General features: G+C 72.3%; 22 protein-coding genes and 1 riboswitch. Of the genes, 12 read left to right on the forward strand and 10 right to left on the reverse strand.

The window, feature by feature from the left end; genetic code table 11:
- On the forward strand, positions 1 to 885 hold the full coding sequence (locus BMY61_RS00185) for a carbohydrate ABC transporter permease (RefSeq protein WP_042453578.1): 885 nt from the start codon (positions 1 to 3) through the stop codon (positions 883 to 885).
- Positions 886 to 967: 82 nt separating this feature from the next.
- Here BMY61_RS00185 and BMY61_RS00190 read toward each other — a convergent pair whose 3' ends face one another.
- A complete protein-coding gene (locus BMY61_RS00190; RefSeq protein WP_042453579.1) occupies positions 968 to 1,312 on the reverse strand; it encodes a cupin domain-containing protein in 345 nt (114 codons plus the stop codon).
- 96 nt (positions 1,313 to 1,408) lie between these two features.
- Between BMY61_RS00190 and BMY61_RS00195 the strand changes: the two genes are divergently transcribed.
- Entirely contained in the window at positions 1,409 to 1,651 is a 243-nt protein-coding gene (locus BMY61_RS00195) for a DUF3263 domain-containing protein (protein ID WP_342342501.1), read from the forward strand.
- Here the strand turns inward: BMY61_RS00195 and otsB are convergent.
- The gene (otsB, locus tag BMY61_RS00200; RefSeq protein WP_082015327.1) at positions 1,623 to 2,531 is read right to left on the reverse strand and encodes a trehalose-phosphatase; all 909 of its coding nucleotides are present in this window, start codon (positions 2,529 to 2,531) and stop codon (positions 1,623 to 1,625) included. The genes BMY61_RS00195 and otsB overlap by 29 nt on opposite strands.
- Before the next feature lie 157 nt (positions 2,532 to 2,688).
- Here otsB and BMY61_RS00205 point away from each other — a divergent pair, with 157 nt between their 5' ends.
- The gene (locus BMY61_RS00205) at positions 2,689 to 4,371 is read left to right on the forward strand and encodes a protein kinase domain-containing protein (protein ID WP_075003699.1); all 1,683 of its coding nucleotides are present in this window, start codon (positions 2,689 to 2,691) and stop codon (positions 4,369 to 4,371) included.
- Between the two features lie 16 nt (positions 4,372 to 4,387).
- Positions 4,388 to 5,272, forward strand: coding sequence for a hypothetical protein (locus BMY61_RS00210; RefSeq protein WP_052439071.1), 885 nt, complete (start codon positions 4,388 to 4,390; stop codon positions 5,270 to 5,272).
- 1 nt (position 5,273) lies between these two features.
- On the opposite strand, the gene BMY61_RS00215 is transcribed toward BMY61_RS00210, so the two are convergent.
- Both BMY61_RS00215 and BMY61_RS00220 read right to left on the reverse strand, forming a co-directional pair.
- Positions 5,274 to 6,701, reverse strand: coding sequence for an alpha,alpha-trehalose-phosphate synthase (UDP-forming) (locus BMY61_RS00215; protein WP_042453582.1), 1,428 nt, complete (start codon positions 6,699 to 6,701; stop codon positions 5,274 to 5,276).
- An 18-nt stretch (positions 6,702 to 6,719) separates the two neighbouring features.
- Positions 6,720 to 7,706 (reverse strand): glucosyl-3-phosphoglycerate synthase, encoded by a 987-nt coding sequence (locus tag BMY61_RS00220; protein ID WP_042453584.1) that lies wholly within the window; start codon positions 7,704 to 7,706, stop codon positions 6,720 to 6,722.
- Between the two features lie 177 nt (positions 7,707 to 7,883).
- Positions 7,884 to 8,026, forward strand: a riboswitch (SAM riboswitch).
- On the opposite strand from BMY61_RS00220, the gene thrC reads away from it, so the two are divergent.
- From thrC to BMY61_RS00250, 6 genes are all read left to right on the forward strand, one after another.
- A complete protein-coding gene (gene thrC / locus BMY61_RS00225) occupies positions 8,020 to 9,321 on the forward strand; it encodes a threonine synthase (protein ID WP_075003700.1) in 1,302 nt (433 codons plus the stop codon). (Overlaps the previous riboswitch by 7 nt.)
- Complete coding sequence (locus tag BMY61_RS00230) at positions 9,318 to 9,596, forward strand: MoaD/ThiS family protein (RefSeq protein ID WP_042453588.1); 279 nt, start codon at positions 9,318 to 9,320, stop codon at positions 9,594 to 9,596. The genes thrC and BMY61_RS00230 overlap by 4 nt, the downstream gene beginning before the upstream one ends.
- A gap of 379 nt (positions 9,597 to 9,975) precedes the next feature.
- Entirely contained in the window at positions 9,976 to 10,179 is a 204-nt protein-coding gene (locus tag BMY61_RS00235) for a cold-shock protein (RefSeq protein WP_042453589.1), read from the forward strand.
- Positions 10,180 to 10,527: 348 nt separating this feature from the next.
- Complete coding sequence (gene groL / locus BMY61_RS00240; RefSeq protein WP_042453590.1) at positions 10,528 to 12,150, forward strand: chaperonin GroEL; 1,623 nt, start codon at positions 10,528 to 10,530, stop codon at positions 12,148 to 12,150.
- A gap of 120 nt (positions 12,151 to 12,270) precedes the next feature.
- Positions 12,271 to 12,627 carry a hypothetical protein gene (locus BMY61_RS00245; RefSeq protein WP_042453591.1) on the forward strand — a complete coding sequence of 119 codons (357 nt, stop codon included), beginning with the start codon at positions 12,271 to 12,273 and terminating at the stop codon, positions 12,625 to 12,627.
- Complete coding sequence (locus BMY61_RS00250; RefSeq protein WP_042453593.1) at positions 12,624 to 12,881, forward strand: DUF4031 domain-containing protein; 258 nt, start codon at positions 12,624 to 12,626, stop codon at positions 12,879 to 12,881. Before BMY61_RS00245 ends, BMY61_RS00250 begins: the two co-directional genes overlap by 4 nt.
- On the opposite strand, the gene BMY61_RS00255 is transcribed toward BMY61_RS00250, so the two are convergent.
- Positions 12,878 to 13,339: a YcxB family protein gene (locus BMY61_RS00255; RefSeq protein ID WP_042453594.1), complete on the reverse strand. Its 462-nt coding sequence runs from the start codon at positions 13,337 to 13,339 to the stop codon at positions 12,878 to 12,880. The genes BMY61_RS00250 and BMY61_RS00255 overlap by 4 nt on opposite strands.
- Positions 13,340 to 13,365: 26 nt before the next feature.
- The gene (locus BMY61_RS00260; protein ID WP_042453596.1) at positions 13,366 to 14,034 is read right to left on the reverse strand and encodes an HD domain-containing protein; all 669 of its coding nucleotides are present in this window, start codon (positions 14,032 to 14,034) and stop codon (positions 13,366 to 13,368) included.
- A gap of 209 nt (positions 14,035 to 14,243) precedes the next feature.
- On the opposite strand from BMY61_RS00260, the gene BMY61_RS00265 reads away from it, so the two are divergent.
- Positions 14,244 to 14,948, forward strand: coding sequence for a copper homeostasis protein CutC (locus BMY61_RS00265; RefSeq protein WP_042453598.1), 705 nt, complete (start codon positions 14,244 to 14,246; stop codon positions 14,946 to 14,948).
- A gap of 182 nt (positions 14,949 to 15,130) precedes the next feature.
- Here BMY61_RS00265 and BMY61_RS00270 read toward each other — a convergent pair whose 3' ends face one another.
- Positions 15,131 to 17,251, reverse strand: a complete 2,121-nt coding sequence (locus BMY61_RS00270; protein WP_042453599.1) for a HelD family protein — start codon at positions 17,249 to 17,251, stop codon at positions 15,131 to 15,133.
- 314 nt (positions 17,252 to 17,565) lie between these two features.
- Here BMY61_RS00270 and BMY61_RS00275 point away from each other — a divergent pair, with 314 nt between their 5' ends.
- A complete protein-coding gene (locus tag BMY61_RS00275; RefSeq protein WP_042453601.1) occupies positions 17,566 to 17,769 on the forward strand; it encodes a hypothetical protein in 204 nt (67 codons plus the stop codon).
- A gap of 21 nt (positions 17,770 to 17,790) precedes the next feature.
- Here the strand turns inward: BMY61_RS00275 and BMY61_RS00280 are convergent, their stop codons facing one another.
- From BMY61_RS00280 to BMY61_RS00290, 3 genes are all read right to left on the reverse strand, one after another.
- Positions 17,791 to 19,347, reverse strand: a complete 1,557-nt coding sequence (locus BMY61_RS00280; protein WP_042453602.1) for a hypothetical protein — start codon at positions 19,345 to 19,347, stop codon at positions 17,791 to 17,793.
- A 95-nt stretch (positions 19,348 to 19,442) separates the two neighbouring features.
- A complete protein-coding gene (locus BMY61_RS00285) occupies positions 19,443 to 21,080 on the reverse strand; it encodes a DNA repair helicase XPB (protein WP_042453604.1) in 1,638 nt (545 codons plus the stop codon).
- A gap of 219 nt (positions 21,081 to 21,299) precedes the next feature.
- Positions 21,300 to 23,729, reverse strand: coding sequence for a helicase C-terminal domain-containing protein (locus tag BMY61_RS00290; RefSeq protein WP_042453606.1), 2,430 nt, complete (start codon positions 23,727 to 23,729; stop codon positions 21,300 to 21,302).
- Positions 23,730 to 23,802: the final 73 nt, after the last annotated feature.

The raw sequence follows: 23,802 nt of genomic DNA on the forward strand, positions 1-23,802 counted from the left end.
ATGACCACCCTGACCGCCCCCGCGTCCCCGGCCGCCCCCGCGTCCGCCAAGAAGCCCCGCACCGCTCGCAAGCTTCCCCCGCTGCGCACCGTCGCCCTGGCGGGCGGCGCCTACCTGATCGGCGTGATCTTCCTTCTCCCGTACCTGGAGATGGTCGTCACCGCGATCCGCCCGGGCAACGAGCTGCACGACCGTGACCTCTTCCCGTCGCACCCGACGCTGGCCAGCTTCACCGACATCTGGTCCACCGGCCTCGGCACCAACCTCGGCACCAGCCTGGAGATCGCCTTCGGCTCCACGGCGCTCGTGCTCCTGGTCGCCATCCCGGCGGCGTACTACACGGCGCGCCGCGACTTCCGCGGCAAGGGCCTGTTCCTGCTGCTGGTGCTGATCACCCAGATGTTCCAGCCGACGGCGATGATCGTCGGCATCTACCAGCAGTTCGTCCAGTTCAACATGATCGACTCGATCTGGTCGCTGATCCTGGTCAACGCCGGCTTCAACATGGCCTTCGCCGTGTGGATCCTCAACGCCTACTTCTCCGCGATCCCGAAGGAGATCGAGGAGGCGGCGATCGTGGACGGCTGCTCCCGCATCGGCGCGATGTTCCGCGTCATCCTCCCGCTGGCCGCGCCCGGCATCGTGACCGCCCTGATCTTCACCTTCATCGCGGCCTGGAACGAGTTCATCGTCGCCCTGACCCTGACCACCCAGAGCGGCCCCCGCACCCTGACGGTCAAGATCTCCAACTTCGTGGGCGAATACGCCACGGACTGGCAGCACCTCTTCGCCGCCTCCGTGATCGCCACGATCCCGGTGATCATCCTGTTCGCCCTGATCGAGGGCAAGGTCGCCTCCGGCCTGACCGCCGGATCGGTCAAGTGACGTACCCGGCGAAGTAGTCGCGGCAGTGCGAAACGAAGGGGCGCCCGGCCTGAGCCGGGCGCCCCTTCGTTTCGCCTGATCGCTACGGCAGGGTGATGTGGTACGCCTTGCGCAGCGTCTCGTGGACCGTCCAGGTGGTCTCGTCGCCCTCGCGCAGGACGCAGGCGTCGCCGGGGCCCACGTCGAAGGTGTCGCCGCCCGCCACCGCGATGGTCGCGCGGCCCGAGACGACCACGAAGAGCTCGTTGGCCTCGGTGTCGGTGACGACGCCCGGGGTGATCTGCCAGATGCCGCGGATCTGCTTGCCGTCCTCCGACTCCCACAGGACCTTGCCGGAGACCTCGGGCGTGCCCGAGACGATCTGGCCGGGGTCGAGCGGGTCGGGCTCGAGCTCGGCGTCGGGGATGTGCACGGCGAAACTGGTCATGGCGTCGACGGTAGTCCGTGCTGGTGACCGGTGCAGGTGACAGGTTGCGTCAGAGGGACGCGGCAGAATGACAAGTCGTATGGTCGGCCGGGGCGGGTGAAGGGAGCGAGCGTGGACGAGCTGACGCAGCGCGAGCGCGCCGTGCTGGCCTTCGAGGCGCGGCCGTGGCGGGCGCGCGGCGCCAAGGACGCCGCGATCCGCGAGGAGCTCGGGCTCTCGCCCACCCGCTACACCCAGCTTCTCAACGCCCTCCTCGACCGCGAGGCGGCGCTCGCCTTCCAGCCCGTCCTGGTCAACCGACTGCGGCGGGTCAGGGACGAGAAGCGAGCGCGTCGCTGAGGACCGCCAGCAGCGCGGCGACACCGGGCGGGCCCGCCACCACCAGATCGGCCCGCTCCGCGAGCGCGGCCAACGGCGGCTCGCCCGTCGTCGGCGCGCTGTAGCCGAGCACGCCCGGTCGGCCCAGCGCGCGCAGGTCCTCGACGGCGTCGTACGCGGCCACGTCGCCCAGGTCGTCACCGACGTAGAGGACGGCGCCGGCCTTCCGCTCCTCCAGGAACGCCGTCAGCGCGGCGCCCTTGTCCACACCCGGTGGACGCAGCTCCAGCACCATCCGCCCCGGCTCGACCGCCAGCCCGTGCCGGGCGGCCAGCGCGCGCAGCGGCGCGTCCAGCGCGGCGAGCGCGCCGTCCGGGTCCTCGGCGCGCCGGGTGTGGACGGCGAGAGCGCGACCCTTGTCCTCGATCCAGGTCCCCGGCGCGGCGCCCGCCCGCTCCAGCGCCCGCGGCAGCTCGGCTCGGAGCGCGGTGACACCGGGGTGCGCCTCGGGTGCGTGCACCTCGCCGGTCGTCGCGTCCCACCGCTCGGCGCCGTAGTGCCCGAGGATCGTCAGGTGCTCCAGGCCCGGCGCACCCACGAACCCGCCGTACTCGGCGGCGAGCCCCGCCGGGCGCCCGGTCACCACGACCACCGCGCCCAGCCGCGGCGCGAGCCGCTGCAGCGCGGGCAGGATCGCCGGGTGCGCGCGGGCCGCGTCCGGGTCGGCGACGATCGGCGCGAGCGTGCCGTCGAAGTCCAGCGCCACCACCGCCCGCTCCGGCTCGGCCCGCAGCGCCGCGAGTCCGGCGGCGCCTTCCTCGGTCCGCGACGTGGGGAGAACGTGGGGGAGACCTTCGGGGAGGCCTCCCGGGAGACCTTCGGCCAAGCCTTCGATGCCCATGGGACGACCCTAACCGCTTGCCGCCGGTCTTCCTGGGTTGTCATCAAGGTGTATGCGGAGCATAAGCGTTCCACTCCTAGGCGGTAACTGTGCTGTCACGGGACCTGTCGCTGTTCCGCCCGGACCGCTACGTTCGCGGCAAAGGGGGCGGGTCGTCATGGAGTGGATCGTTCCGGGGTATCGGCATACCCGGGAGCTGGGATCGGGTGCGAGCGGCCGTGTGGTGCTCGCGCTGCACGAGGAGACCGGCACGCCGGTCGCCATCAAGTACCTCGGCGACGACCTCCGGGCCGACCCGGACTTCCTCACCGAGTTCCGCGAGGAGGCCCGGCTTCTCGGCGACCTCGACACCCCGTACGTCGTCCGCCTCTACGAGTACGTCGAGGGCCCGGCCGGCGCGGCGATCGCCATGGAGCTGGTCGACGGGATCGCGCTCCGGGCGCTGCTGAAGCAGGCCGGTGCGACCGGCCCCGAGGCGGCGCTGGTCGTCCTGAAGGGCTCTCTGCTGGGCCTGGCCGCAGCCCACGCGCTGGGCGTGGTCCACCGGGACTACAAGCCGGAGAACGTGCTCGTCGCGGCGGACGGCTCGTCCAAGCTGGTCGACTTCGGCATCGCCGTGAAGACCGGGAACGCGGGCGGCATCGCCGGCACCCCGCCGTACATGGCCCCCGAGCAGTGGACCGGTGACCCCGCGTCCCCCGCGGCGGACGTCTACGCGGCGACGGCGACGTTCTTCGAGTGCCTGACGGGCTCGCGCCCGTTCGCCGGGGCGACCTTCGCCGAGCTGGTGGTGCAGCACACCACCGCCCCCATCCCCGACGAGCTCGCCCCCGAGGCGGTCCGGCCGCTGATCCGGCGCGGCCTCGCCAAGCAGGCGGCCGACCGGCCGGAAGGCGCGGCGGCGTTCGTCGCCGAGCTGGAGGCGATCGCGGGAGCGGCGTACGGCCCGCAGTGGGAGGAGCGCGGCCGCAAGCGCCTGGCCGCGATCGCGGCGCTGCTGCCCCTCCTGTTCCCCTCCGCGGGCGGCGCGCCCACGAGCGGCACGACGGCCCTGGCCAGCACCACCCTCGGCCCCCCGCGGCGCGCTCCGCGCATCCCCCGCAAGCTCCTCGTCGGAGCGGGCGGCGGCGTCCTCCTCGTCGGCGCCCTCGGCGGCGTCGCCGTCGGCGTGGGCGGCCACCAGGCTCCCCACGTCACGGGCGGCCCCACGCCGATCGCGATCACGTCCATCACCCCGAGCGGCCCGGTCTCCGTCTCGGCGTCCGCGTCGGCGTCCGCGTCGGCCAGCGCCTCCGCCTCGGCCTCCCCTTCGGCCTCACCGTCCGCGTCGCCGTCGTCGAGCGCGAGCCCGTCGGCTTCGGCGAGCCCCTCGTCCACCCCGAGTTCCACCCCGTCGTCGAGCCCGACCACAGCGCCTCCCACGACGATCAACGTGCCCACGGTGCTCGGCCTGCTGCCGGGCTCCGCCGAGAGCAAGCTGATGGCAGCAGGCTTCCGGCGCGGGAACATCAGCGTCGCCTACGACTGCAGCGGCGCGGCGAACGGCAACTTCACCGTGCACTCGCAGGACCCGACCGGCGGCAGCGTCGTGTCCCGCTCGGCGAGCATCGCGCTGGCGGCCACCTCGCGCAGCTGTCTGCTGCTGCCCGACGAGACCGGCCAGTCCAGCGCCAAGAACGCGCAGCTCGCGCTCGAGCAGGCGGGGTTCACCGACGTTGCGCTCAACCCGTCGGCCTGCAACTACGGCTGGGCCCAGGTGACCAGCCAGTCCCCGGCGGGCGGCCAGTACCTGATGCCGAGCACGCCGATTCAGCTCAACTCCTACTGCATCCCAGGCTGACGAGGGGCCCAGCGCGATGAGCAACAACAAGGATCCCCGGGAAGCCGCATCCCTGGACGGCGGCACGATGCACCTGCGTGCGCAGCCGGAGGACGCTCCGCAGGACGCCGTGCCGCCGGCCGAGGCAGGGACGGTGCGGCTCGGGCGAGCGGCGGTCCCCGCTCCCGCGGCCGACCCCGAGGTCGTGCCGACGGTGAGGCTCTCCGCCCCGCCGGAGCCCACGGCCACCGTCCGGCTGGGTGCCGATCCCGATGTGATCCCCACCGTGCGGCTCCCCGCAGGGACGCAGGCGCCGGTGCCCACGCCGACGCTGCACCTGCCCGTCGAGCCGGAGATGTCCGCCGCCGCCCCCGCCGCCGCGCCGGAGGCGTCTGCCGAAGCCGCGCCCGACCCCGGGCTGATCCGGTTCGGCCCCGGTGTGCCCGACCCCAAGACGGCGCGGACCATCGCCGTGTGGAAGGGCGAGGTCGCCCCCGAGCCGGAGGTCCAGGAGGAGAAGAAGCGGAACGGCTGGCTGTTCTGGGTGCCCGTTCTGCTCGTGTTCCTCGGGTTGCTGGCCTGGTGGCTGTACGGCCTGCTCGCGCCCGCGCAGCTCAAGCTCACCGCCGCGTCCGTCCAGGTGGCCCCCGCCGCCGTCAGCTGCGGCGGGAAGGCCACCGTCACCGCGACCGTCACCACGGACGGGTCCGGAGGCAGCTTCCACTACCGGTGGCTGCGCAGCGACGGCACGGACAGCGGGTGGCTGACCGAGACGGTCGCGGTGGGGACGCGCACCGTGCAGCTGCCGTTGATCTGGTCGCTGTCGGGGCCGGGGACGTTCGCGGGCCGGGCGACCCTGGAGGTCCAGGACCACCCCGCCCTCACCCGGACCGGCTCGTTCAGCTACTCCTGCGCGGGCTGACCTACGACTGAGGCTGACCGCCCGTCAGGGCGTGCAGCTGCTGCAGGAACCACGCCGTCGGCGGGAGCGCGGTGCTCGCTTCCGCCAGGCGCTTGGTGCGGCTGGTGCGTTCGTCCTCCGGCATGGTGAGGGCCGCGTGCAGGGCGTCCGCCGTCTGGATCACGTCGTACGGGTTGACCGTCAGCGCGTCCTCGCCGAGCTCCGCGTGGGCGCCGGCCTCCCGTGAGAGCACCAGGGCGACGCCCGCGTCCGAGACCACCGGCACCTCCTTGGCGACGAGGTTCATGCCGTCCCGGATCGGGTTGACCAGGGCGACGTCCGCGAGCCGGTAGGCCGCGAGCGAGCGCGGGAAGTCGTCGTTGACGTGCAGGATCACCGGCTGCCAACTCGGGGTGCCGAACTCGTCGTTGATCTCCTGGGCGGTGCGCAGCACCGCCGCCGTGTACTCGCGGTACTCCGGCAGGTCGTGCCGCGAGGGGTAGGCGAAGGCGATGTGCACGACCCGGTCGATCCACTCGCTGCGCGTGCGCAGCAGGTGCTGGTAGGCCTGCAGCCCGCGGACGATGTTCTTGCTGAGCTCGGTGCGGTCGACCCGCACGATCGTGCGACGCTCGCCCACGGCCTCGCGCAGCGCGGCCAGGCGCGCGTCGACGTCCGGCTGGTGGGCGCGGTCGCGCAGGAAGTCGGCGTCGGCGCCGAGCCCGTGGACGCCGAGCTGCGTCGCGCCGCCCTCGTGCGTGACGACCAGGTCGTCTGACACGGACGCCCCGAGCACCTCGCGGCAGCAGTCGGCGAAGGCGCGGGCCCACCGCTCGGTGAGGAACCCGGCGCGGTCCGCGCCGAGGATGCCCGTGAGCACCTGGCGGGCCACGTCGTCAGGCAGCAGCCGGTAGTAGTCCGGCGGCGCCCACGGAGTGTGCGAGAAGTGTCCGATCCGGACGTCCGGCCGCAGCTCGCGCAGCAGCAGCGGTGTCAGTGACAGGTGGTAGTCCTGGACGAGTACCGCCGCTCCGGGCTCGGCGCTCTCGGCCAGCGCCTGGGCGAAGGCGCGGTTGTACGCCTCGTAGGAGGCCCACTCCCGGCGGAACTGCCCGCCGAAGACGGGCTTGGTCGGCGTGTCGTACAGGAGGTGGTGGACGAACCAGAGCGTCGAGTTGGCGATGCCGTTGTAGGCCCGGGCGAAGGTGCCCGCGTCGATGTCGAGCATCCGCACGTCGGGCTCGGTCAGGCCCTGCCGGGCGGCCGCGCGGTCGCCGTCGGAGAGGGCCGCGCAGACCCAGATGCTGCGTTGCCCGGTGCCGATCGCGGACAGGCCCGAGACCAGTCCGCCCCCGCCTCGGCGTGGCGTCAGCGCGCCGTCGTCGCCGACGGTGAACGAGACGGGGCCACGGTTGGACGCGAGAACGACGGGGGCGGTGGTCGAAGCCATATCAGTCACCCTTGCCTCTCAGGGATGCGGGCAAACCTCCCGCTGCACGGCTCCCGGCCGCGCGCGGTACTCGGGTACCGACGCCATCGGCGGGCGTTCCACCGTGGTGACCTCGGTGCTGGCCGGGGTGAACCCGGCCTCCGTGCGGGTGAACTGCACGAGCTCGGAGCGCACCGCGTCCTCGGGCGTCTTCAGCCGCTCCAGCGCGGTGCGGTAGATGGTGGCCGCCATCCGGCCGAGCGCCTGCGCGTCCTGGTGGCGGTGGTGCCGCACGCCCACGTCGACCTGGGCCAGTGCGTCCAGGCCGACCAGGCCGAGCGCGTCGACGAGCAGACCGAGCTCGACGCCGTAGCCGGTGGGGAAGGGCAGCCGCTCCAGCAGTGAGCGCCGGGCCGCGTACTCGCCGCCGAGCGGCTGGACGAAGCCGGCCAGCAGCGGCCAGTGCAGGTTGAGCAGGGGACGGGCGACCAGTTCGGTGACCCGGCCGCCGCCCGCCGGGATGGAGCCGGTCTCGGTGTCGAAGGGCCGGTCGTACATGGCCTTGACGAAGGCGACGCCGGGCTCGGTCAGCAGCGGGCCGACGATGCCGGAGACGAAGGTGGAGTCGAAGGCCCGCAGGTCGGAGTCGACGAAGCAGACGATGTCGCCGGTGGTGGCGAGCAGCGAGCGCCAGAGCACCTCGCCCTTGCCGGGCTCGGTGGGCAGCCGGGGCAGGATCTCGTCGCGGTGCACCACCCGGGCGCCCGCGGCGGCGGCCTCGTGCGCCGTGCGGTCCACCGAGCCGGAGTCGACCACGACCAGCTCGTCGACCAGCGGCACCCCCTCGACCAGGTCGCGGCGGATGGCGGCGACGATCTCGCCGACCGTCTCCTCCTCGTCCAGCGCCGGCAGGACGACGCTGACCGTCTGGCCGGTGCGGCGCTTGGCGTCCAGCAGCTCGGGCAGGGGTCGGTCGGCGGCGCTCCAGGATCGGCGGCGCAGCCAGTCCTCGACCTGGTCCAGCACGGGGCTCCTTCGGGTCTTCGCGGCGCGGGGCGCTCGCTGTCGGTGACCGTCTCGCGTCTCGGACGGTACTCGGCGCGCTGTGGGGCTTCGGTTACAGTCTTGAGGACGAGGCGTGGACATCGCACATTGGGGTCGGCCTCGAACAAACGCGACGCGCGCGGAAGCGCGGCGCCATAGCGCTCATCCAGAGGGACTGAGGGAACGGCCCGTTGAAGTCCCGGCAACCCCCCTGCCAAGCGGTTCGCGTCGAACGACGTGCGCCCGGCCGGGAAGGTGCCAATTCCGGCCCGTGGCGAAACGCGCCCCGGGGAAGATGAGGAGAGAGGTTCTCGCCATCATGGCTCTTGTCAGCCACACCGTCGCACCCGACGCCTTCGGCCCCGCCGTGGCCCTGTCCTGTCGCGAGTGCGGAGCACGCACCCCCCTCGCCCCCGACTTCGCATGTGTCGAGTGCTTCGGCCCGCTGGAGGTCGCCTACGAGCTTCCGGCCGGCGACCCGGAGGGCCTGCGCAAGCAGATCGAGAACGGCCCGCTCAACATCTGGCGCTACGCGCCGCTGCTGCCGGTCTCCCCGGACGTGGCCGAGCGCCCGAGCCTGAACCCGGGCCTGACCAAGCTGGTCAAGGCCGACAACCTGGCCCGTGAGCTGGGCGTCACCGGCTCCCTCTACGTCAAGGACGACTCCGGCAACCCGACCCACTCCTTCAAGGACCGGGTCGTGGCCATCGCCGTCGAGGCGGCCCGCACCTTCGGCTTCACCACGCTCTCCTGCTCCTCCACGGGCAACCTGGCCGGCGCCGTGACGGCCGCCGCCGCCCGCACCGGCCTGCGCGCCTGCGTCTTCATCCCGCACGACCTGGAGGCCGGCAAGGTCGTCATGGCCGCGGTCTACGGCGGCGACGTGGTCGGCATCGACGGCAACTACGACGACGTGAACCGCTTCTGCTCCGAGCTGATCGGCGACCCGGCCGGCGAGGGCTGGGGCTTCGTCAACGTGAACCTGCGCCCGTACTACGGCGAGGGCTCCAAGACGCTGGCCTACGAGATCTGCGAGCAGCTCGGCTGGCGCATCCCGGACCAGCTGGTCATCCCGATCGCGTCCGGCTCCCAGCTGACGAAGATCGACAAGGGTCTCAAGGAGCTGATCGCCCTCGGCCTGGTCGAGGACAAGCCCTACAAGATCTTCGGCGCCCAGGCCGAGGGCTGCTCCCCGGTCTCCGCCGCCTTCAAGGCCGGCCACGACGTGGTCCGCCCGCAGAAGCCGGACACCATCGCCAAGTCGCTGGCCATCGGCAACCCGGCCGACGGCATCTACGTGCTCGACATCGCCCGTCGCACCGGCGGCGCGGTCGAGGACGTCAACGACGAGCAGGTCGTCGACGCGATCCGGCTGCTGGCCCGCACCGAGGGCATCTTCGCCGAGACGGCGGGTGGCGTGACCGTCGGCGTGCTGCGCAAGCTGATCGAGAACGGTGTGCTCGACCCGGCCGCCGAGACCGTCGTCCTCAACACCGGGGACGGCCTGAAGACCCTGGAGGCCGTGGCGGACGCCGCCCGCCCGACCGCCGTCATCCGCCCCACCCTTGACTCGTTCCGAGAGGCAGGCCTCGCATGAGCGTCACCGTCCGCATCCCCACCATCCTGCGCACCTACACGGGCGGCAACGCGGAGGTGAGCGCCGAGGGCGCCACCCTGGCCGACGTCATCAAGGACCTCGAGGCCAACCACACCGGCATCTCCGCCCGCCTGCTGGACGACAGCGGCAAGCTGCGCCGCTTCGTCAACGTGTACGTCAACGAGGACGACGTGCGTTTCGCCGAGGGCCTGGAGACGGCCACGCCGGACGGCGCGGGCGTCTCGATCATCCCCGCGGTCGCCGGCGGTTGCTGAACCCTACCGACCGGTCAGGTGCGAAAGCCCGGCCACCCCTTACCGGGGTGGCCGGGCATCTGTCATTTCCGGATGTTTAAGAGGAGTAGAGTGCTCCTGTCCCGTCCGTTGAGACGGTTGACGTGTTCTTTTTCGCCCGGCGATCTGTCCGGAATCATCCCGATATGCCCGGCCCGAATTGCTCCCCTTCGCCGCCGCGCGCCGCTTATGTCTCATTACTCCCCGTGAGAATTGGCTGTCGAAGGCTCTGTTGCTCAGGGCATCGGAGTGGATACATTCAGCGTCGGCCGAGCACCGGCACTGCAACTCCGCAGCGTCAGAGTCCGGCCCGGTCCGCGGTGTGCGGACCGTGAAAGGGCCAGTAATAGGGGAGTTTGGAATGGCTCAGGGCACCGTCAAGTGGTTCAACGCGGAGAAGGGGTACGGCTTCATCGCGGTCGACGGTGGTGCGGACGTGTTCGTCCACTACAGCGCGATCCAGATGGACGGGTACCGGGCTCTCGAAGAGGGCCAGCGGGTGGAGTTCGAGATCTCGCAGGGCCAGAAGGGCCCGCAGGCCGACATGGTCAAGGTCATCGGCTGAAGCACCACCACCGGCTCACTTCGGCGGCGATCGCCGACTGATTGGGACCCGCAGAGCTCGTTCCAGACGAAACGATGCATCCACGCAGGTCTTCCGAAGGACCCCTGCCCCGCATGTGGGCAGGGGTCCTTCGTCGTGTCGGAGTCCGGCCCGGGTTCGGTTGAGCTGCTTGCACTCAAGGGGGTCGAGTGCTAATCATTGGCGTTAGCACTCTGAGGTAGAGAGTGACAACGGGCCGGGTCGGTGAGACCCCGGGCGCGGCGGTAAGGAACCGTCGCAGGCCGAGGTCGTCCGTCGCGGGCGCCAGCGCGGTCCAGAAGCAGCCAGCTGTCCAGGAGGACCACTTCCATGGCCAAGATCATTGCGTTCGACGAGGAGGCTCGTCGCGGCCTCGAGCGCGGCATGAACCAGCTCGCCGACGCTGTCAAGGTCACGCTGGGCCCCAAGGGCCGCAACGTCGTTCTGGAGAAGAAGTGGGGCGCCCCCACGATCACCAACGACGGTGTCTCCATCGCCAAGGAGATCGAGCTCGAGGACCCGTACGAGAAGATCGGCGCCGAGCTCGTCAAGGAGGTCGCCAAGAAGACCGACGACGTCGCGGGTGACGGCACCACCACCGCCACCGTGCTGGCCCAGGCTCTCGTCCGCGAGGGTCTGCGCAACGTCGCCGCCGGCGCCAACCCGATGGCTCTGAAGCGCGGCATCGAGAAGGCCGTCGAGGCCGTCTCCGCCCAGCTGCTCGAGCAGGCCAAGGACGTGGAGACCAAGGAGCAGATCGCCTCCACGGCCTCCATCTCGGCCGCCGACACCCAGATCGGCGAGCTCATCGCCGAGGCGATGGACAAGGTCGGCAAGGAAGGCGTCATCACCGTCGAGGAGTCCCAGACCTTCGGTCTGGAGCTGGAGCTCACCGAGGGTATGCGCTTCGACAAGGGCTTCATCTCGGCGTACTTCGCCACCGACCTGGAGCGCATGGAGACGGTCTTCGAGGACCCCTACATCCTCATCGCCAACTCCAAGATCGGCTCGATCAAGGACCTGCTCCCGCTGCTCGAGAAGGTCATGCAGTCCGGCAAGCCGCTGCTGATCATCGCCGAGGACGTCGAGGGCGAGGCGCTCTCCACCCTGGTCGTCAACAAGATCCGCGGCACCTTCAAGTCCGTCGCCGTCAAGGCCCCGGGCTTCGGTGACCGTCGCAAGGCCATGCTCGGCGACATCGCCATCCTCACCGGTGGCCAGGTCATCTCCGAGGAGGTCGGCCTCAAGCTGGAGAACGCCGGTCTGGAGCTCCTGGGCCGCGCCCGCAAGGTCGTCGTCACCAAGGACGAGACCACCATCGTGGACGGCTCCGGCGAGAGCGACCAGGTCGCCGGCCGCGTGGCGCAGATCCGTGCCGAGATCGAGAACAGCGACTCGGACTACGACCGCGAGAAGCTGCAGGAGCGCCTGGCCAAGCTGGCCGGTGGCGTCGCCGTCATCAAGGCGGGCGCGGCCACCGAGGTCGAGCTCAAGGAGCGCAAGCACCGCATCGAGGACGCCGTCCGCAACGCGAAGGCCGCCGTCGAGGAGGGCATCGTCGCCGGTGGTGGCGTGGCCCTGCTGCAGGCCGGTGTCGCGTTCGAGAAGCTCGAGCTCGAGGGTGACGAGGCGACCGGTGCCAACATCGTGCGCGTCGCGCTCGAGGCCCCGATCAAGCAGATCGCGACCAACGCCGGCCTCGAGGGTGGCGTCGTGGTGGAGAAGGTGCGCAACCTCCCCGCCGGTCACGGCCTGAACGCCGCCACCAACGAGTACGTCGACCTCATCGCCGCGGGGATCATCGACCCGGCCAAGGTCACGCGCTCCGCGCTGCAGAACGCGGCCTCCATCGCCGCGCTCTTCCTCACCACCGAGGCCGTCATCGCCGACAAGCCGGAGAAGGCCGCTGCGGCCGCCGGCGGCGGCATGCCGGGCGGTGACATGGACTTCTGATCCTGACGGATCGGATCGTTCATCCGGGCGGCCGCCCACCCCTCGCGGGGTGGGCGGCCGCCCTGCTGTTCCCGGCGTCACGTCGGGTTGCGTCGGGTCACGTTGGGAGAGACTGGAGCGATGGAGAACCGTTTGGAAGCCGCTCTGCACGGGGCGCGGAGCGCGCTGCTCAAGGATCTGACCGCGCGGGACGTCGCCGACGCGGCGATCGTCTCGGCGCTGGAGGACGCGGTCGCGCAGCGGCGCTGGTGGGTCGAGCAGTGGCCGGACGGGGTGGACTACCTGCTCGGCCTGGTCGCCCAGGACGTGCAGGACGCGCTGCTGGAGGGCTGGGGCCGCTGGCCGCTGTGCCAGGACTGCGCCGCCGACGGGGACCCGCACGCGCTCTCGGTGGAGCCCGAGCTGGGCCCGGACCCGCACTGGGTCTGTGGCAAGGAGGGCCGCGTCGTCGCGGCCGTCGGCGAGCTCACGCCATGATCCTGATCGACCCCCCGAGCTGGCCCGGCCACGGGCGGCTCTGGTCGCACCTGGTCTCCGACGTCTCCTACGACGAGCTGCACACCTTCGCGCGTCGCCTGGGCGTGCCGGAGCGCGGCTTCGACGGGGACCACTACGACGTGCCGGAGCGGCTGTACGCGGACGCGCTGGCGCTCGGCGCGTCGCCGGTCCGCAGCCGCGAGATCGTCGCCCGGCTCACGGCGGCCGGCCTGCGCCGCCCCAAGCACCGTTAGCGCATGAGCTTCTGTGTGGTGAGCCAGGCCGTCAGCTCCTCCAACTGGACCTCGCTCAGCGCGCGCATGGGGAACGCGACGTCACCGACGCTGCGGGTGCCCTCGAAGACCAGCCAGCCGCGCTCGCGCCGCACCCGGCGTACGGCCGGCCAGCGGACCTGGTGCGAGACGAACTGGTTGCGCCAGGACAGTCCCGCCTCGGTGAAGCGCAGCGACATCGGCTCGGCCGAGGAGAGCGCGCGCAGTCTGCGGCTGACCGTCTGCACGAGCGTGGCGAACAGCAGGGCCGAGATCGCGAGCAGCGCGAGGTGCGCGACGGTCAGGCCGCGCGTGGCGAAGGCGACGACCAGGCCGGCGAGGCCCACCACCAGCCAGAGGACGGTCGCCCGGCCGGACGTCCGTAGCCAGCGGCTGCGCAGCTCGCCGTGCTGGTACTCGAACTCCGCCTCGATATCCATGCACCCCACCCGGCAGCCCAAGGGACTCACGTAACGGGCGGCACCTTATCGCGCAACCGTGCCAGCTCGGAACGGAGGTTCGCCTCCGCGCGCGGACCGAAGGTGCTCTGCGCGGGCTGAGTGCGGTAGAGGGAGGGCTTTTTCGTCAGCAATCGGGTCAGAATCTCCGCGCGGCCCTTGCGGAAGTCCTCGTCGGGCACGAATGCGTACTCGGCGCGGACCGCCGACACGTAGCCTGCGTAGATCTCCGGCGGGGCGCCGAGGATCGCCAGATCCGCGTCGCACAGGACCTCGCCGTTGTGGTCGCCGGGCGCCGGGTCGTGCTCGGCGGTCAGCCGGACGAGGCGGGCCACCTCCGCGATCGCCTCGTCGGAGACGCCGAGTTCGGGCAGGACCCGTTCGGCCAGACGCGCGCTGCGCTCCTCGTTCTCCGTCCGGTCGGGCGCGTAGACGGCGTCGTGGAACCAGGCGGCGAGCCGTACCAGGTCGGCGTCGTCGGCGTGACCGGCCAGCCGGTCGACGACCTGCAGCGTGGCGGCCAGATGGCGCAGGGTGTGGTACTTGCGCTGCGGCTCCGACCAGCGCCGCAGCAGCTGCTCCCCGTACGGCTCCGCCTCGGGGGTCGCGAAGAGCGCGGTCCAGCGGGCGAGCAGGGCTTCGACGAGGGTTCGGTCGGGATGCGACGGCTCGGGCATAGGGCCATTGTGGTACGGACGATGCCCCGCGCGCTGTCGGACCGTCCTCATGTGGGGGACACGTCGTCGCTGTCGCAGCGTCGCGCCAACGGCTAGGCTGTCCACATTGGACTAGACCTGTTGTGGCCTTTCCGTGAACCCCTCCTCCTGCCAAGCAGGCGGAGGGGTCGGTCCGAGGCAGGCATGGGAGCGGAGCAGAGAGGCTGCACATGAGCGATCGGGCGATCTTCGAGGTCATCGCGACGTCCGCGGAGGACGCCGTCGCGGCCGCGGCGGGCGGGGCGGACCGTCTGGAACTCGCCGGCGACATGGCCGCCGACGGGCTGACCCCCGACCTCGCCGAGTTCGCCCGGATCCGGGCAGCGGTCCACGTCCCGCTCCGGGTGATGCTGCGTGACGGCGACGGCTTCCTCGTCCGTGACCTCGACGCGCTCTGCCAGAAGGCACAGGCGCTGCGCGCCGAGGGCGCGGAGGAGTTCGTCCTGGGCTTCCTCACCCCCGAGGGGGAGGTCGATCTGGCGTCCGTGCGGACCCTGCTGGAGGCCATCCCGGACTGCCGCTGGACCTTCCACCGGGCACTGGACAACGCGGCGTCGCGCGACCACGTCCGCGCCGCGATCGACGGCCTGCCCGGCCTGGACACCGTCCTCACCGCCGGCAGCGCGGCGGGCGTGGCCTCCGGCATGGACGTCCTCGCCCGCGAGGCGTCCCGCGCGGGCGCGCCCGGCTACGGCCCGCGCATCCTCGTCGGCGGCGGCCTCAAGACCGAGCACGTCGCGCGCCTGCGCACGGCCGGCATCGACGGCTTTCACGTCGGCACGATGGTCCGCGCCGCGGGCTGGGACAGCCCGCTCGACACGGGCCTCGTCCAGCAGTGGCGCCGCCTCCTCGACGCGGAGCCCGTGGCCGCGTAGCGGCCTCAGGGGTGCGAGGAACTGCGCGAGAAACCGACGACGTGCGGATGGCCCTGCGCAGGGAGGACCATCTGCTCGTCAGTGGCTTGTCGCGCCCACGCGGCGGAGCCGCACATCGGCCGAGCCCCGCGCCCCCGGGTGCAACCGGCTCTTCGTGCAGACGTCCCCGCGCCCCTGGGGGATTACCCCAGTGCCGCGGGCAGCGGGCGGGCGTGGAGGACGTCGAGGCCGGAGACGGCGCGGGTGAGGCAGACGTAGAGGCGGCGCAGGCCCGTACGGAGGTCCGCCTCGCCGTCGACGATGGCCGCCGGCTCGTCCAGGACCACGTAGTCGTACTCCAGACCCTTGGCCAGCGAGGCCGGGACCAGGGTGAGCCGGCTCTCGGCGTTCGTCTCCGTGCCGGGGTCGAGGTAGGGCAGGCCCGCGGCCGTGAGTGCCGCGCCCAGCGCGGGGACGCGTGCGTCCGCCGCGATGAGGCCGATCGAGCCCTCGTTGCGCAGCGCCGCGCCGACCGCCGCCAGGACCGCTTCCGTCAGCGCCGGTGGCGTCGCCGGCGCCAGCTCGGACGCCGCGTCCAGCGCGTCCGCGTCCTCCGGCGCGGCGGAGCCGTCGACGCGGCGGATCGCCAACGTGTCGGACGCGGTGCGGATCGACGTCGCGGGGGCCAGGTCGGGGGCGATCTCGGGCAGCAGGCGCGACGCGTAGCCGATGACCTCGCCGGGGACACGGAAGCCGACGGTCAGCTCCTCCACCCGTGAGCCGGGCTTGCCCAGATGGTGCAGGGCGGTGGACCAGGAGTCCGTGGACCACGGCGTCGTGCCCTGGGCGATGTCGCCCAGCACCGTCGCGGATCCCGTCGTGCAGCGGCGGCCGACCGCGCGGTACTGCATGGGGGAGAGGTCCTGGGCCTCGTCGAGGACGACGTGGCCCAGCGAGGCCGTGCGCTCGACCAGATCCCGCGCCTCGTCCACGAGGACCGCGTCCGCGGGCGTCCAGGGCGCGGTCCTGACGCCCTTGCCGGGCTTGGGCCACAACACCGCCGCCTGCTCCTCCTCCGTGAGCAGTCCCTCCGCGCACCGCGCGAGGAACTCGGCGTCGGAGAGCAGGCGCAGCACCAGCTTGGCCGGGTCGACCGGCGGCCACAGGGCCTTGGCCGTCGCCTTCACGGCGGGCGTGCGGGCGACCGCGTCCTGGACACGGTCGTCGGGGGCCTCGCCCCCCTGCTCCATCTTCACCAGGACGGCGTGCGCGATCCGCTGCGGCAGCGCGGCCTGGGCCGCGCCGTAACGGATGTCACGGTCCATCAGCTCCCGGACGATCTCCTCCAGCTCGTAGGAGGCGACACGCCAGCGGCGCGAGCCGCGGACCACGACGCAGCCCTCCGTCGGCAGGGTGATGCCCGAGCGCACGGCGCGCCGCAGCACCTCGGCCATCCGCGCGTCGCCCTTGATCCGGGCCGCCTGCGCGGTGTCGGTGCCGCGCAGCGGGACGTGCGCGACCAGTTCCTCCACGGTGGCCTGGGCGACGTCCAGTTCGCCCAGCGCCGGCAGGACCTGCTCGATGTACTGGAGGAAGGACCGGTTCGGGCCGATGACCAGCGTGCCGGTGCGGGCCAGGCGCTCGCGGTGGGCGTAGAGGAGGTAGGCGACACGGTGCAGGCCGACGGCGGTCTTCCCGGTGCCGGGCGCCCCCTGGACACAGACGGTGCCGTGCACGTCGGCACGGACGATCTCGTCCTGCTCGGGCTGGATGGTCGCGACGATGTCGCGCATCGGGCCGACGCGAGGACGCTCGATCTCCGCCGCGAGCAGCGCGCTCGCCCCGGTCGTCTCCTCGGGGTCGGTCAGGTGCTCGTCCTCGTAGGCGGTCAACTCGCCTCCGGTGTAACCGAAGCGGCGACGCAGCCCGATGTCCATCGGGTCCTTCTTGCTGGCCCGGTAGAAGGACTGGGAGACCGGCGCGCGCCAGTCGATGACCATCGGGTCGCCGTCGGCGTCGTGGACGTGGCGGCGGCCGATGTAGAACCGCTCGCCCTCACCGCCCTCCGCGAGGTCCGCGCCCGGTGCGTGCAGGAAGTCGACCCGGCCGAAGAAGAGCGGGGTGTGCGCAAGGTCGGCGAGGGCCTTGATCCGGTCGTCGATCTCGCGGGCCAGGATCGCGGCGTTGACCCAGTTGCCGGTGACGTCGCGGATGTCCAGCGACTCGACGTCCTCGCGCATGGAGCGCAGTGCGGAACGGGAGGAGGCCAGGTGGGAGCGCTCGCGGTCGAGCGGGTTGTCGGAAGCTGTGCTGTGCGCAGGCACGAAGGAGCCTTCCCGGCTGCGCGGGGCCGGGGGTGTCCGGCGCGCAGCGGTCTCAAAAGTCTGCGATGGAATTTGAGAACCACCCGGTTTCCGTCCGGGCGGAGCCTCCCCACGTGCGTCCCGGGGAGGCGGCAGACCGGACACCCTATACCCACGAACGACCTGCGGGCGAACCGCTTATTTACTCGTTGAATATCAGGGGTAACCCTGAGGAGATGACGAGGTCGTGTCCCTCTGCGGGATGACGCCGCAGGCCCTGCGGATTCGGCCGTTGGGCTGACGATTCACGGGCGCCCGAAACCTACCTTTGAGACATGGCTACCGCACACATCGACCCCCGCCCCCGACCCACCCACCGTCCCGTCGTCGCCCGTGGTGCCACCAAGGCGGCACGCGCGCCGCGCAACCCGATCGCGGCCTGCGCGCGCCGCGTCGGCATCGTGGCCAGCACGGCCTTCTCCGTCGTCGTCCTCGGCCACGACGGCCTTCCGGACGATCTCGTCCGGAAGGCCGACTGACCGGGCCGGAGCGCGCGAGCGTCAGCCGATGGCGTAGGCGCGGTAGACCGTGGTGGTCGCGCTGCTGCCGTCGGTGTCGTTGACGGTCGAGCGGAGCGAGACCGCTCCGGAGGCCGCGTTCGGCACCAGTGCCGCCCACGTGCCACCCGTGTGCGTGACGGAGACGGCCTGCCAGGTGACGCCGCCGTCGAACGACGCCCACACCTTGACCGAGCTGACCGTGCCCCGGTGGTCGGCGATCGACTGGTCACCGCCCTGGTGGTCCAGCCAGAGCGTCACCCGGGTGCTGCTCTTCGGCGCGGCCTGGTCGTCCATGCCGAGCCCCTGCGGGTCGAAGCTCGTCAGGTAGGCCGGTGCGTAGGCGTTGACCGCCGGATTGATGTAGTAGTGCACGCTGACCGTCGACGCCGTCGACAGCATGCCCGCCGGGTAGTGGATCCCGGGGTAGTAGCGCTGGGCCGCGATGTTCACCGTGTACCAGCCCTTGGAGCTGACGTGCGGCTCCCAGCTGCCGGGCACCGGGCCCATGTCCGTCCAGCTGTGCGAGGAGACGACCTTGCCGCCCTCGACCAGCGTGCCGGTGTACTTCGCCGCCGCCTCGTGGGCGTACGCGACGGTCGGGTCCGTGAACATGTCCGGCTGGAAGTCCAGACGCCCGTACCAGGTGGACGGCTGTGACCCCACCGGGCCCCAGGTGTTGGCGTACAGGCCCTGCGCGTAGTGGCCGCCGGCCTGGAACTGCCGGTCCGCCTCCACGCCGCCGAAGTCGGCGTTGGTGGCGTCGTCCATCTCGTCCGAGCGGACCGCCCAGGTGCCCGCGGAGACGTGCGCGGTCATCGCGAAGGGCGGGGCGCCGCGGTAGAACTCCTGGAACAGCCGGTTCTGGCACGAGTTCGTCGTGCTCAGCGGCTGGAGGGAGAAGTCGACGTCCGAGGTGCCCTCGGGCCCACGCTTCGCCTGGACGTGGACGCTCGCGAGCGACGCGGCCTTGAAGGTCACCGTGGGGGTGCTCGGGACGCCGTTGGTCTGCCCGCTGACGGAGTAGACGTCGGTGGCCGTCATCGGCTGGCCCCACGAGGCCAGGTAACCGAGGTGCACCTGGGAGGAGCTGCTCGGGATCACGTAGAACTTGCCCGGCGAGCCCCACGCGCCGGCGCCCATCGGGCTCGACCCGATGCACAGCTGGGCGTAGTAGCTCTCCTGCACGTTCGCCGGGGCGTGGTCGAGCCGGATGGAGAGCGGGCGGCCCTTGCGGGCGTCGATCGTGGTCGTGGTGCGGCCCGAGACGGTGACGAGCTGCGAGCCCATCGTGTCCGTCTGGTCCTTGCTGTTCCAGATGTCGACGACGACGCCGTACCGGCCGGCGGGCAGCGACAGCGCCCGGCCGCTGGTGAACTGGTACGACTGGCCGGTCGTCAGGCTCAGCACCTCACCGGAGGTGGCGACCTTCGCGCCGCTTCGGCCGAGGGTGTCGACGGTGAGCGAACTGCTCGCGGCCGAGGCCGGGGTGCTCACCCCGGTGAGAAGGAGCGGCGTGAGGGCGGCCGCGGTGGCGAGGGTTCTTCGGATACGACGCATGAAGTTGTGGCCCCCTGTCTGCGATGCCCCCGCTCGGGGGCGGCTGATCGTAGCAGCGACGATTCAGCGCCCCCAAGGCGGATTCACCGGAGACTTCAGAGGATGTCGTCCGCGTCCACGATCCGGTAGGCGTAGCCCTGTTCGGCCAGGAACCGCTGCCGGTGCGCGGCGAAGTCCTGGTCGATGGTGTCCCGGGCCACGACGGAGTAGAAGTGCGCCATGTGCCCGTCCGCCTTGGGGCGCAGCACCCGGCCCAACCGCTGGGCCTCCTCCTGGCGCGAGCCGAACGTCCCGGAGACCTGGATCGCCACTGTCGCCTCGGGCAGGTCGATGGAGAAGTTGGCGACCTTGGACACCACCAGCACGCTGATCTCGCCCTCGCGGAAGGCGTCGAAGAGCTTCTCGCGCTGCGCGTTCGTCGTCTCGCCCTTGATGACCGGCGCGTCCAGCGCCTCACCCAGCTCGTCGAGCTGGTCGATGTACTGGCCGATGACCAGGGTGGGCGTGCCCCGGTGCTTCTCCACCAGCGCCTGCGTGACGCGGCGCTTCGTCGCCGTCGTGGCGCAGAAGCGGTACCGCTCCTCCGGCTCCGCCGTCGCGTAGGCGAGCCGCTCGTGGTCGGTCAGGGTGACCCGCACCTCGCAGCAGTCCGCCGGGGCGATGTAGCCCTGCGCCTCGATCTCCTTCCACGGGGCGTCGAAGCGCTTGGGGCCGATGAGGGAGAACACGTCTCCCTCGCGCCCGTCCTCGCGCACCAGCGTCGCGGTCAGGCCGAGCCGACGGCGCGCCTGCAGGTCGGCGGTGAACTTGAAGACCGGCGCGGGCAGCAGGTGCACCTCGTCGTAGACGATCAGACCCCAGTCGCGCGAGTCGAACAGCTCCAGGTGCGGGTAGACGCCCTTCCGCTTGGTCGTCATCACCTGGTAGGTGGCGATGGTGACCGGCCGGATCTCCTTGCGGGCACCGCTGTACTCGCCGATCTCGTCCTCGGTCAGGGAGGTCCGCTTGACCAGCTCGTGCTTCCACTGGCGGGCCGAGACGGTGTTGGTGACCAGGATCAGCGTGGTCGCCTTGGCCTTGGCCATCGCGGCCGCGCCGACCAGCGTCTTGCCGGCGCCGCAGGGCAGCACCACGACGCCGGAGCCGCCGTGCCAGAAGCCGTCGGCGGCCTGCTGCTGGTAGGGGCGCAGCTGCCAGCCGTCCTGCGCCAGGTCGATCGGGTGCGCCTCGCCGTCGACGTACCCGGCGGTGTCCTCGGCCGGCCAGCCGAGCTTGAGCAGCACCTGCTTGATCTGGCCGCGCTCGGACGGGTGCACCAGCACGGTGTCCGGGTCGAGGCGCTGGCCCACCAGCGGGATGATCTTCTTCGACCGCAGCACCTCTTCCAGGACCATGCGGTCGGTCGCGGTCAGCACCAGCCCGTGCACCGGGTCCTTGGCCAGCTTCAGGCGCCCGTAGCGGTCCATGGTGTCGGCGATGTCCACCAGCAGGGCGTTCGGCACGGGGTAGCGCGAGAAGCGCACCAGCGCGTCCACCACCTGCTCGGCGTCGTGCCCGGCGGCGCGCGCGTTCCACAGGCCCAGCGGGGTCACCCGGTAGGTGTGCACGTGTTCCGGTGCCCGCTCCAGCTCGGCGAAGGGCGCGATGACGCGCCGGCAGTCGTCCGCGGCGGCGTGGCCGGTCTCCAGGAGCAGGGTCTTGTCGGACTGAACGATCAGCGGCCCGTCGTGCACGTGCGTCTCCTCCGGTACCGGGCGATGGCCAAACCCCAAGTGTCCCGCATCGGGCGCCGGACCGGAAAGCACGGGCCCTCGAACCCTGTGACGAGGCCGCGGCCCGGGCGGCCACCTGCTCCCGGAGGACGCCCCGGAGGAGATCGCGGCAGCGGTCAGAGCTGGTCGATCGCGGTGAGGTCGATGTCGATCACGTCCGAGTGCCCAGGTCGTGGCCGCTCAGGCCTCGTCGTCCGCCAGCTCCGCGACGCCGGTGATGCGGTGCAGGGAGAAGGTGCGGACCTCCTCGTGGACCTGGTCGAAGGCCGTGACGAAGCCGCCTTCCACCCGGACCGGTTCGATGACGCGCTGGCTGGCCGCGCCGTCCGCGTTGACGTAGCCGATCCAGACCGCGTCGCCGGTGAGGACGGCGGTCTGGAGGGTGGCCAGGGTCTCCGCCGCCGGGGTGCGGGGGAGGGGGCCCGGGGTGGGGGCGCGGTGGGTGACGGTGGCCGCGCGGTCGCCCGCGCGGATGGCCTTGACCGCGGCCGCCAGCAGGCCCGTGGTGACCGGTGGGGGGCCGTCGGGGACGGGGGTCGGCGGGGTGCGCGGGGGAGTGCGGCGCGCGTCCGGGCGGGTGATCAGGACGTCGCCGTCGGCGGTCTCCGCGGCGGGGGCGTAGCCCATCGTCCGCAGCTGGGTGAGCACCGCCGCCGGATCGGCCTGCGCCGCCAGGACGGTGGGGGCGAGTCGCCGCAGGCGCAGCTGCGCGGCCCGGCGGTCGGCGAGCAGCTCGTCCAGCAGGGCGTCGTCGTCGCAGCGCAGGTACGCCGAGGCGGCGCCGACCCGCAACCGGCCGTGGCGGCGGGCCACGTCGTCGACGAGATAGGTCAGCGGCTGCGGCACCGGGGTGCTGGAGTGCTCCGCGAGGAACGCGTGCAGCTCGGCCGCGCTGCGGCCGGCGTCGAGAGCGCGGCGCACCGAGTCGGGGGTGAACCGGTAGACCGTCGCGCCGCCCTTGGACTCCACGTCCGCCGCCACCGCGAGGGTCTGCGCCAAGGGGGTGCGCAACGGTCCGGGCGCGATCGCGGTCAGGTCGGGCTGGAGGATGACCTGGTCCAGTGGCTCCGGCAGCAGCGGCGCCAGCCGCGACAGTGTTGTCGTCTCGTCGTCGTCCAGCAGCGGCGCGGCGAACCGGGCGAGCACGCCCCGTCCGGTCAGGCCCAGGTCCTCGGCCTCCGCCAGCGTCCACGCGACCAACTGGTCGCGCAGGTCGCCGCCACGCAGCGGGAGCTGCCAGGCGATCCGGGCCGTCAGCGAGGCGGCGTCGCCCGCGCTGCCGCGGGGCAGCGCGGCCAGCAGGCCGAGCACGTCCCGGCGCAGCTCCGGGGCGAGGGTGCGGTCGAGGCCGCTGCCGAGCGCGGGCAGCACCTTGTCCTTCGCGTCCTTGGTGCCGACGAGGGCCGCGACCCGGGTCGCGGCGAGCCAGGTGCGGGCCAGCAGCAGCCAGCGCTCCGCGACGGGCCGGCGCAGCCACTCGTCGTAGGCGGGGGTCGGCGCCCAGTGCTCGTCCACCTCGCCGTCCGGGGCCACCAGGCCTGCGCCGTAGGCGAGTTCGAGCCAGAAGGCGGCGTGCGGCTCGGTCAGGTCCAGCGCCTGTGCGGCCCGGCGCAGGTCGCGGACGCCGAGGCCGCCCGCGCGCAGCACGGTGGGCGACTCGGTGCTCCAGAGGTCCATCGCCTCCTCCACCGTCCGGACGGCCGTGAAGGCCTGTGCGGCGGCGGCGTGGTCCGCCTGCTCCGGGTCGACGGTCCGCGCGGCCCTCACCTCCGGTGCGACCGGCTGGACCTGACGGTGGGCCAGGCCGCCGCGCAGATGGAGCGCGACCTCGCGCGGCAGCACCACCGCATCCCGGCCGGCCGGGAGCAGCAGGCCGCAGGCCTGGAGCCACTCGACGGGGGTGCGCGCGTCCTCCGCGCGCACCGCGCGGGGCGGCGTCGCACCGAACGGCGGACCCCAGGTCAGCTTGGACAGGACGCCGCGTGCCCCTTCGGGTGCCTGCGCCAGCAGGGCGTCCGCGCGCTTGCGGTCCGCGAACAGGGCGCTCAGCGCGGCCAGCGCGCTCACCTGGTCGTGGGTGCTGCGCAGGCCGGCGTCGGCGAGGATCTCCTGCAGGCGTGTGGGCGACAGCCCCGCGCCCGCGTCGGCGTACAGGGGCCCGAGGCCGGTCGGCCCCGGCTGCCCACCGGCCGGTGCGAGGACGTCCCGGGCGGTGCGGACCAGCCGCAGCCGCTCCGGCTCCCCCCACACCAGCGCGGCGTCGCGCAACGCCGCCACGGCCGGGTCGAACGCGGCGGCGACGTCCGGGTCCTGGTCCACGCCCAGCAGCGCCTGCAGCTCCTGCGGCGCGCAGGGGTCGGCGGCCACGGCGAGTGCCTCGGCGACCTGGAGGGAGAACCGGTCGAGCCGCTCCAGCGCGCGGATGACGCTGGCCCGGGTCGAGCTGCGGGTCGCCAACTGGCTGAGATCGGCCGGGACGGGGTGCACGAGGTCCGGTCGCGCCCGCAGCAGCGCGGAGAGCGCGGCGTCGTCGCGCCCGCGCAGATCCTCGGCGAGGGTGCGGGGCAGCGTGCGGACACCGTCGGCGTCCTCGGTTCTCCCGGTGCTCATCCGACTCAGGTTACTTGTTGCGCTCCACGACGGCTCCCGCCGTGGGCTGCCGGTGGGGCCGGGAGTAGTGGGC

The organism is Streptacidiphilus jiangxiensis (assembly GCF_900109465.1).
In the GTDB taxonomy this organism is placed as follows: domain Bacteria; phylum Actinomycetota; class Actinomycetes; order Streptomycetales; family Streptomycetaceae; genus Streptacidiphilus; species Streptacidiphilus jiangxiensis.

Bases quoted from the DNA above. Each gene is read 5' to 3' on its own strand.
- BMY61_RS00185 (WP_042453578.1), top strand. From the start codon at position 1: ATGACCACCCTGACCGCCCCCGCGTCCCCGGCCGCCCCCGCGTCCGCC.
- BMY61_RS00190 (WP_042453579.1), bottom strand. From the start codon at position 1,312: ATGACCAGTTTCGCCGTGCACATCCCCGACGCCGAGCTCGAGCCCGAC.
- otsB (WP_082015327.1), bottom strand. From the start codon at position 2,531: ATGGGCATCGAAGGCTTGGCCGAAGGTCTCCCGGGAGGCCTCCCCGAA.
- BMY61_RS00205 (WP_075003699.1), top strand. From the start codon at position 2,689: ATGGAGTGGATCGTTCCGGGGTATCGGCATACCCGGGAGCTGGGATCG.
- BMY61_RS00210 (WP_052439071.1), top strand. From the start codon at position 4,388: ATGAGCAACAACAAGGATCCCCGGGAAGCCGCATCCCTGGACGGCGGC.
- BMY61_RS00215 (WP_042453582.1), bottom strand. From the start codon at position 6,701: ATGGCTTCGACCACCGCCCCCGTCGTTCTCGCGTCCAACCGTGGCCCC.
- thrC (WP_075003700.1), top strand. From the start codon at position 8,020: ATGAGGAGAGAGGTTCTCGCCATCATGGCTCTTGTCAGCCACACCGTC.
- BMY61_RS00230 (WP_042453588.1), top strand. From the start codon at position 9,318: ATGAGCGTCACCGTCCGCATCCCCACCATCCTGCGCACCTACACGGGC.
- BMY61_RS00235 (WP_042453589.1), top strand. From the start codon at position 9,976: ATGGCTCAGGGCACCGTCAAGTGGTTCAACGCGGAGAAGGGGTACGGC.
- groL (WP_042453590.1), top strand. From the start codon at position 10,528: ATGGCCAAGATCATTGCGTTCGACGAGGAGGCTCGTCGCGGCCTCGAG.
- BMY61_RS00245 (WP_042453591.1), top strand. From the start codon at position 12,271: ATGGAGAACCGTTTGGAAGCCGCTCTGCACGGGGCGCGGAGCGCGCTG.
- BMY61_RS00250 (WP_042453593.1), top strand. From the start codon at position 12,624: ATGATCCTGATCGACCCCCCGAGCTGGCCCGGCCACGGGCGGCTCTGG.
- BMY61_RS00255 (WP_042453594.1), bottom strand. From the start codon at position 13,339: ATGGATATCGAGGCGGAGTTCGAGTACCAGCACGGCGAGCTGCGCAGC.
- BMY61_RS00260 (WP_042453596.1), bottom strand. From the start codon at position 14,034: ATGCCCGAGCCGTCGCATCCCGACCGAACCCTCGTCGAAGCCCTGCTC.
- BMY61_RS00265 (WP_042453598.1), top strand. From the start codon at position 14,244: ATGAGCGATCGGGCGATCTTCGAGGTCATCGCGACGTCCGCGGAGGAC.
- BMY61_RS00275 (WP_042453601.1), top strand. From the start codon at position 17,566: ATGGCTACCGCACACATCGACCCCCGCCCCCGACCCACCCACCGTCCC.
- BMY61_RS00280 (WP_042453602.1), bottom strand. From the start codon at position 19,347: ATGCGTCGTATCCGAAGAACCCTCGCCACCGCGGCCGCCCTCACGCCG.
- BMY61_RS00290 (WP_042453606.1), bottom strand. From the start codon at position 23,729: ATGAGCACCGGGAGAACCGAGGACGCCGACGGTGTCCGCACGCTGCCC.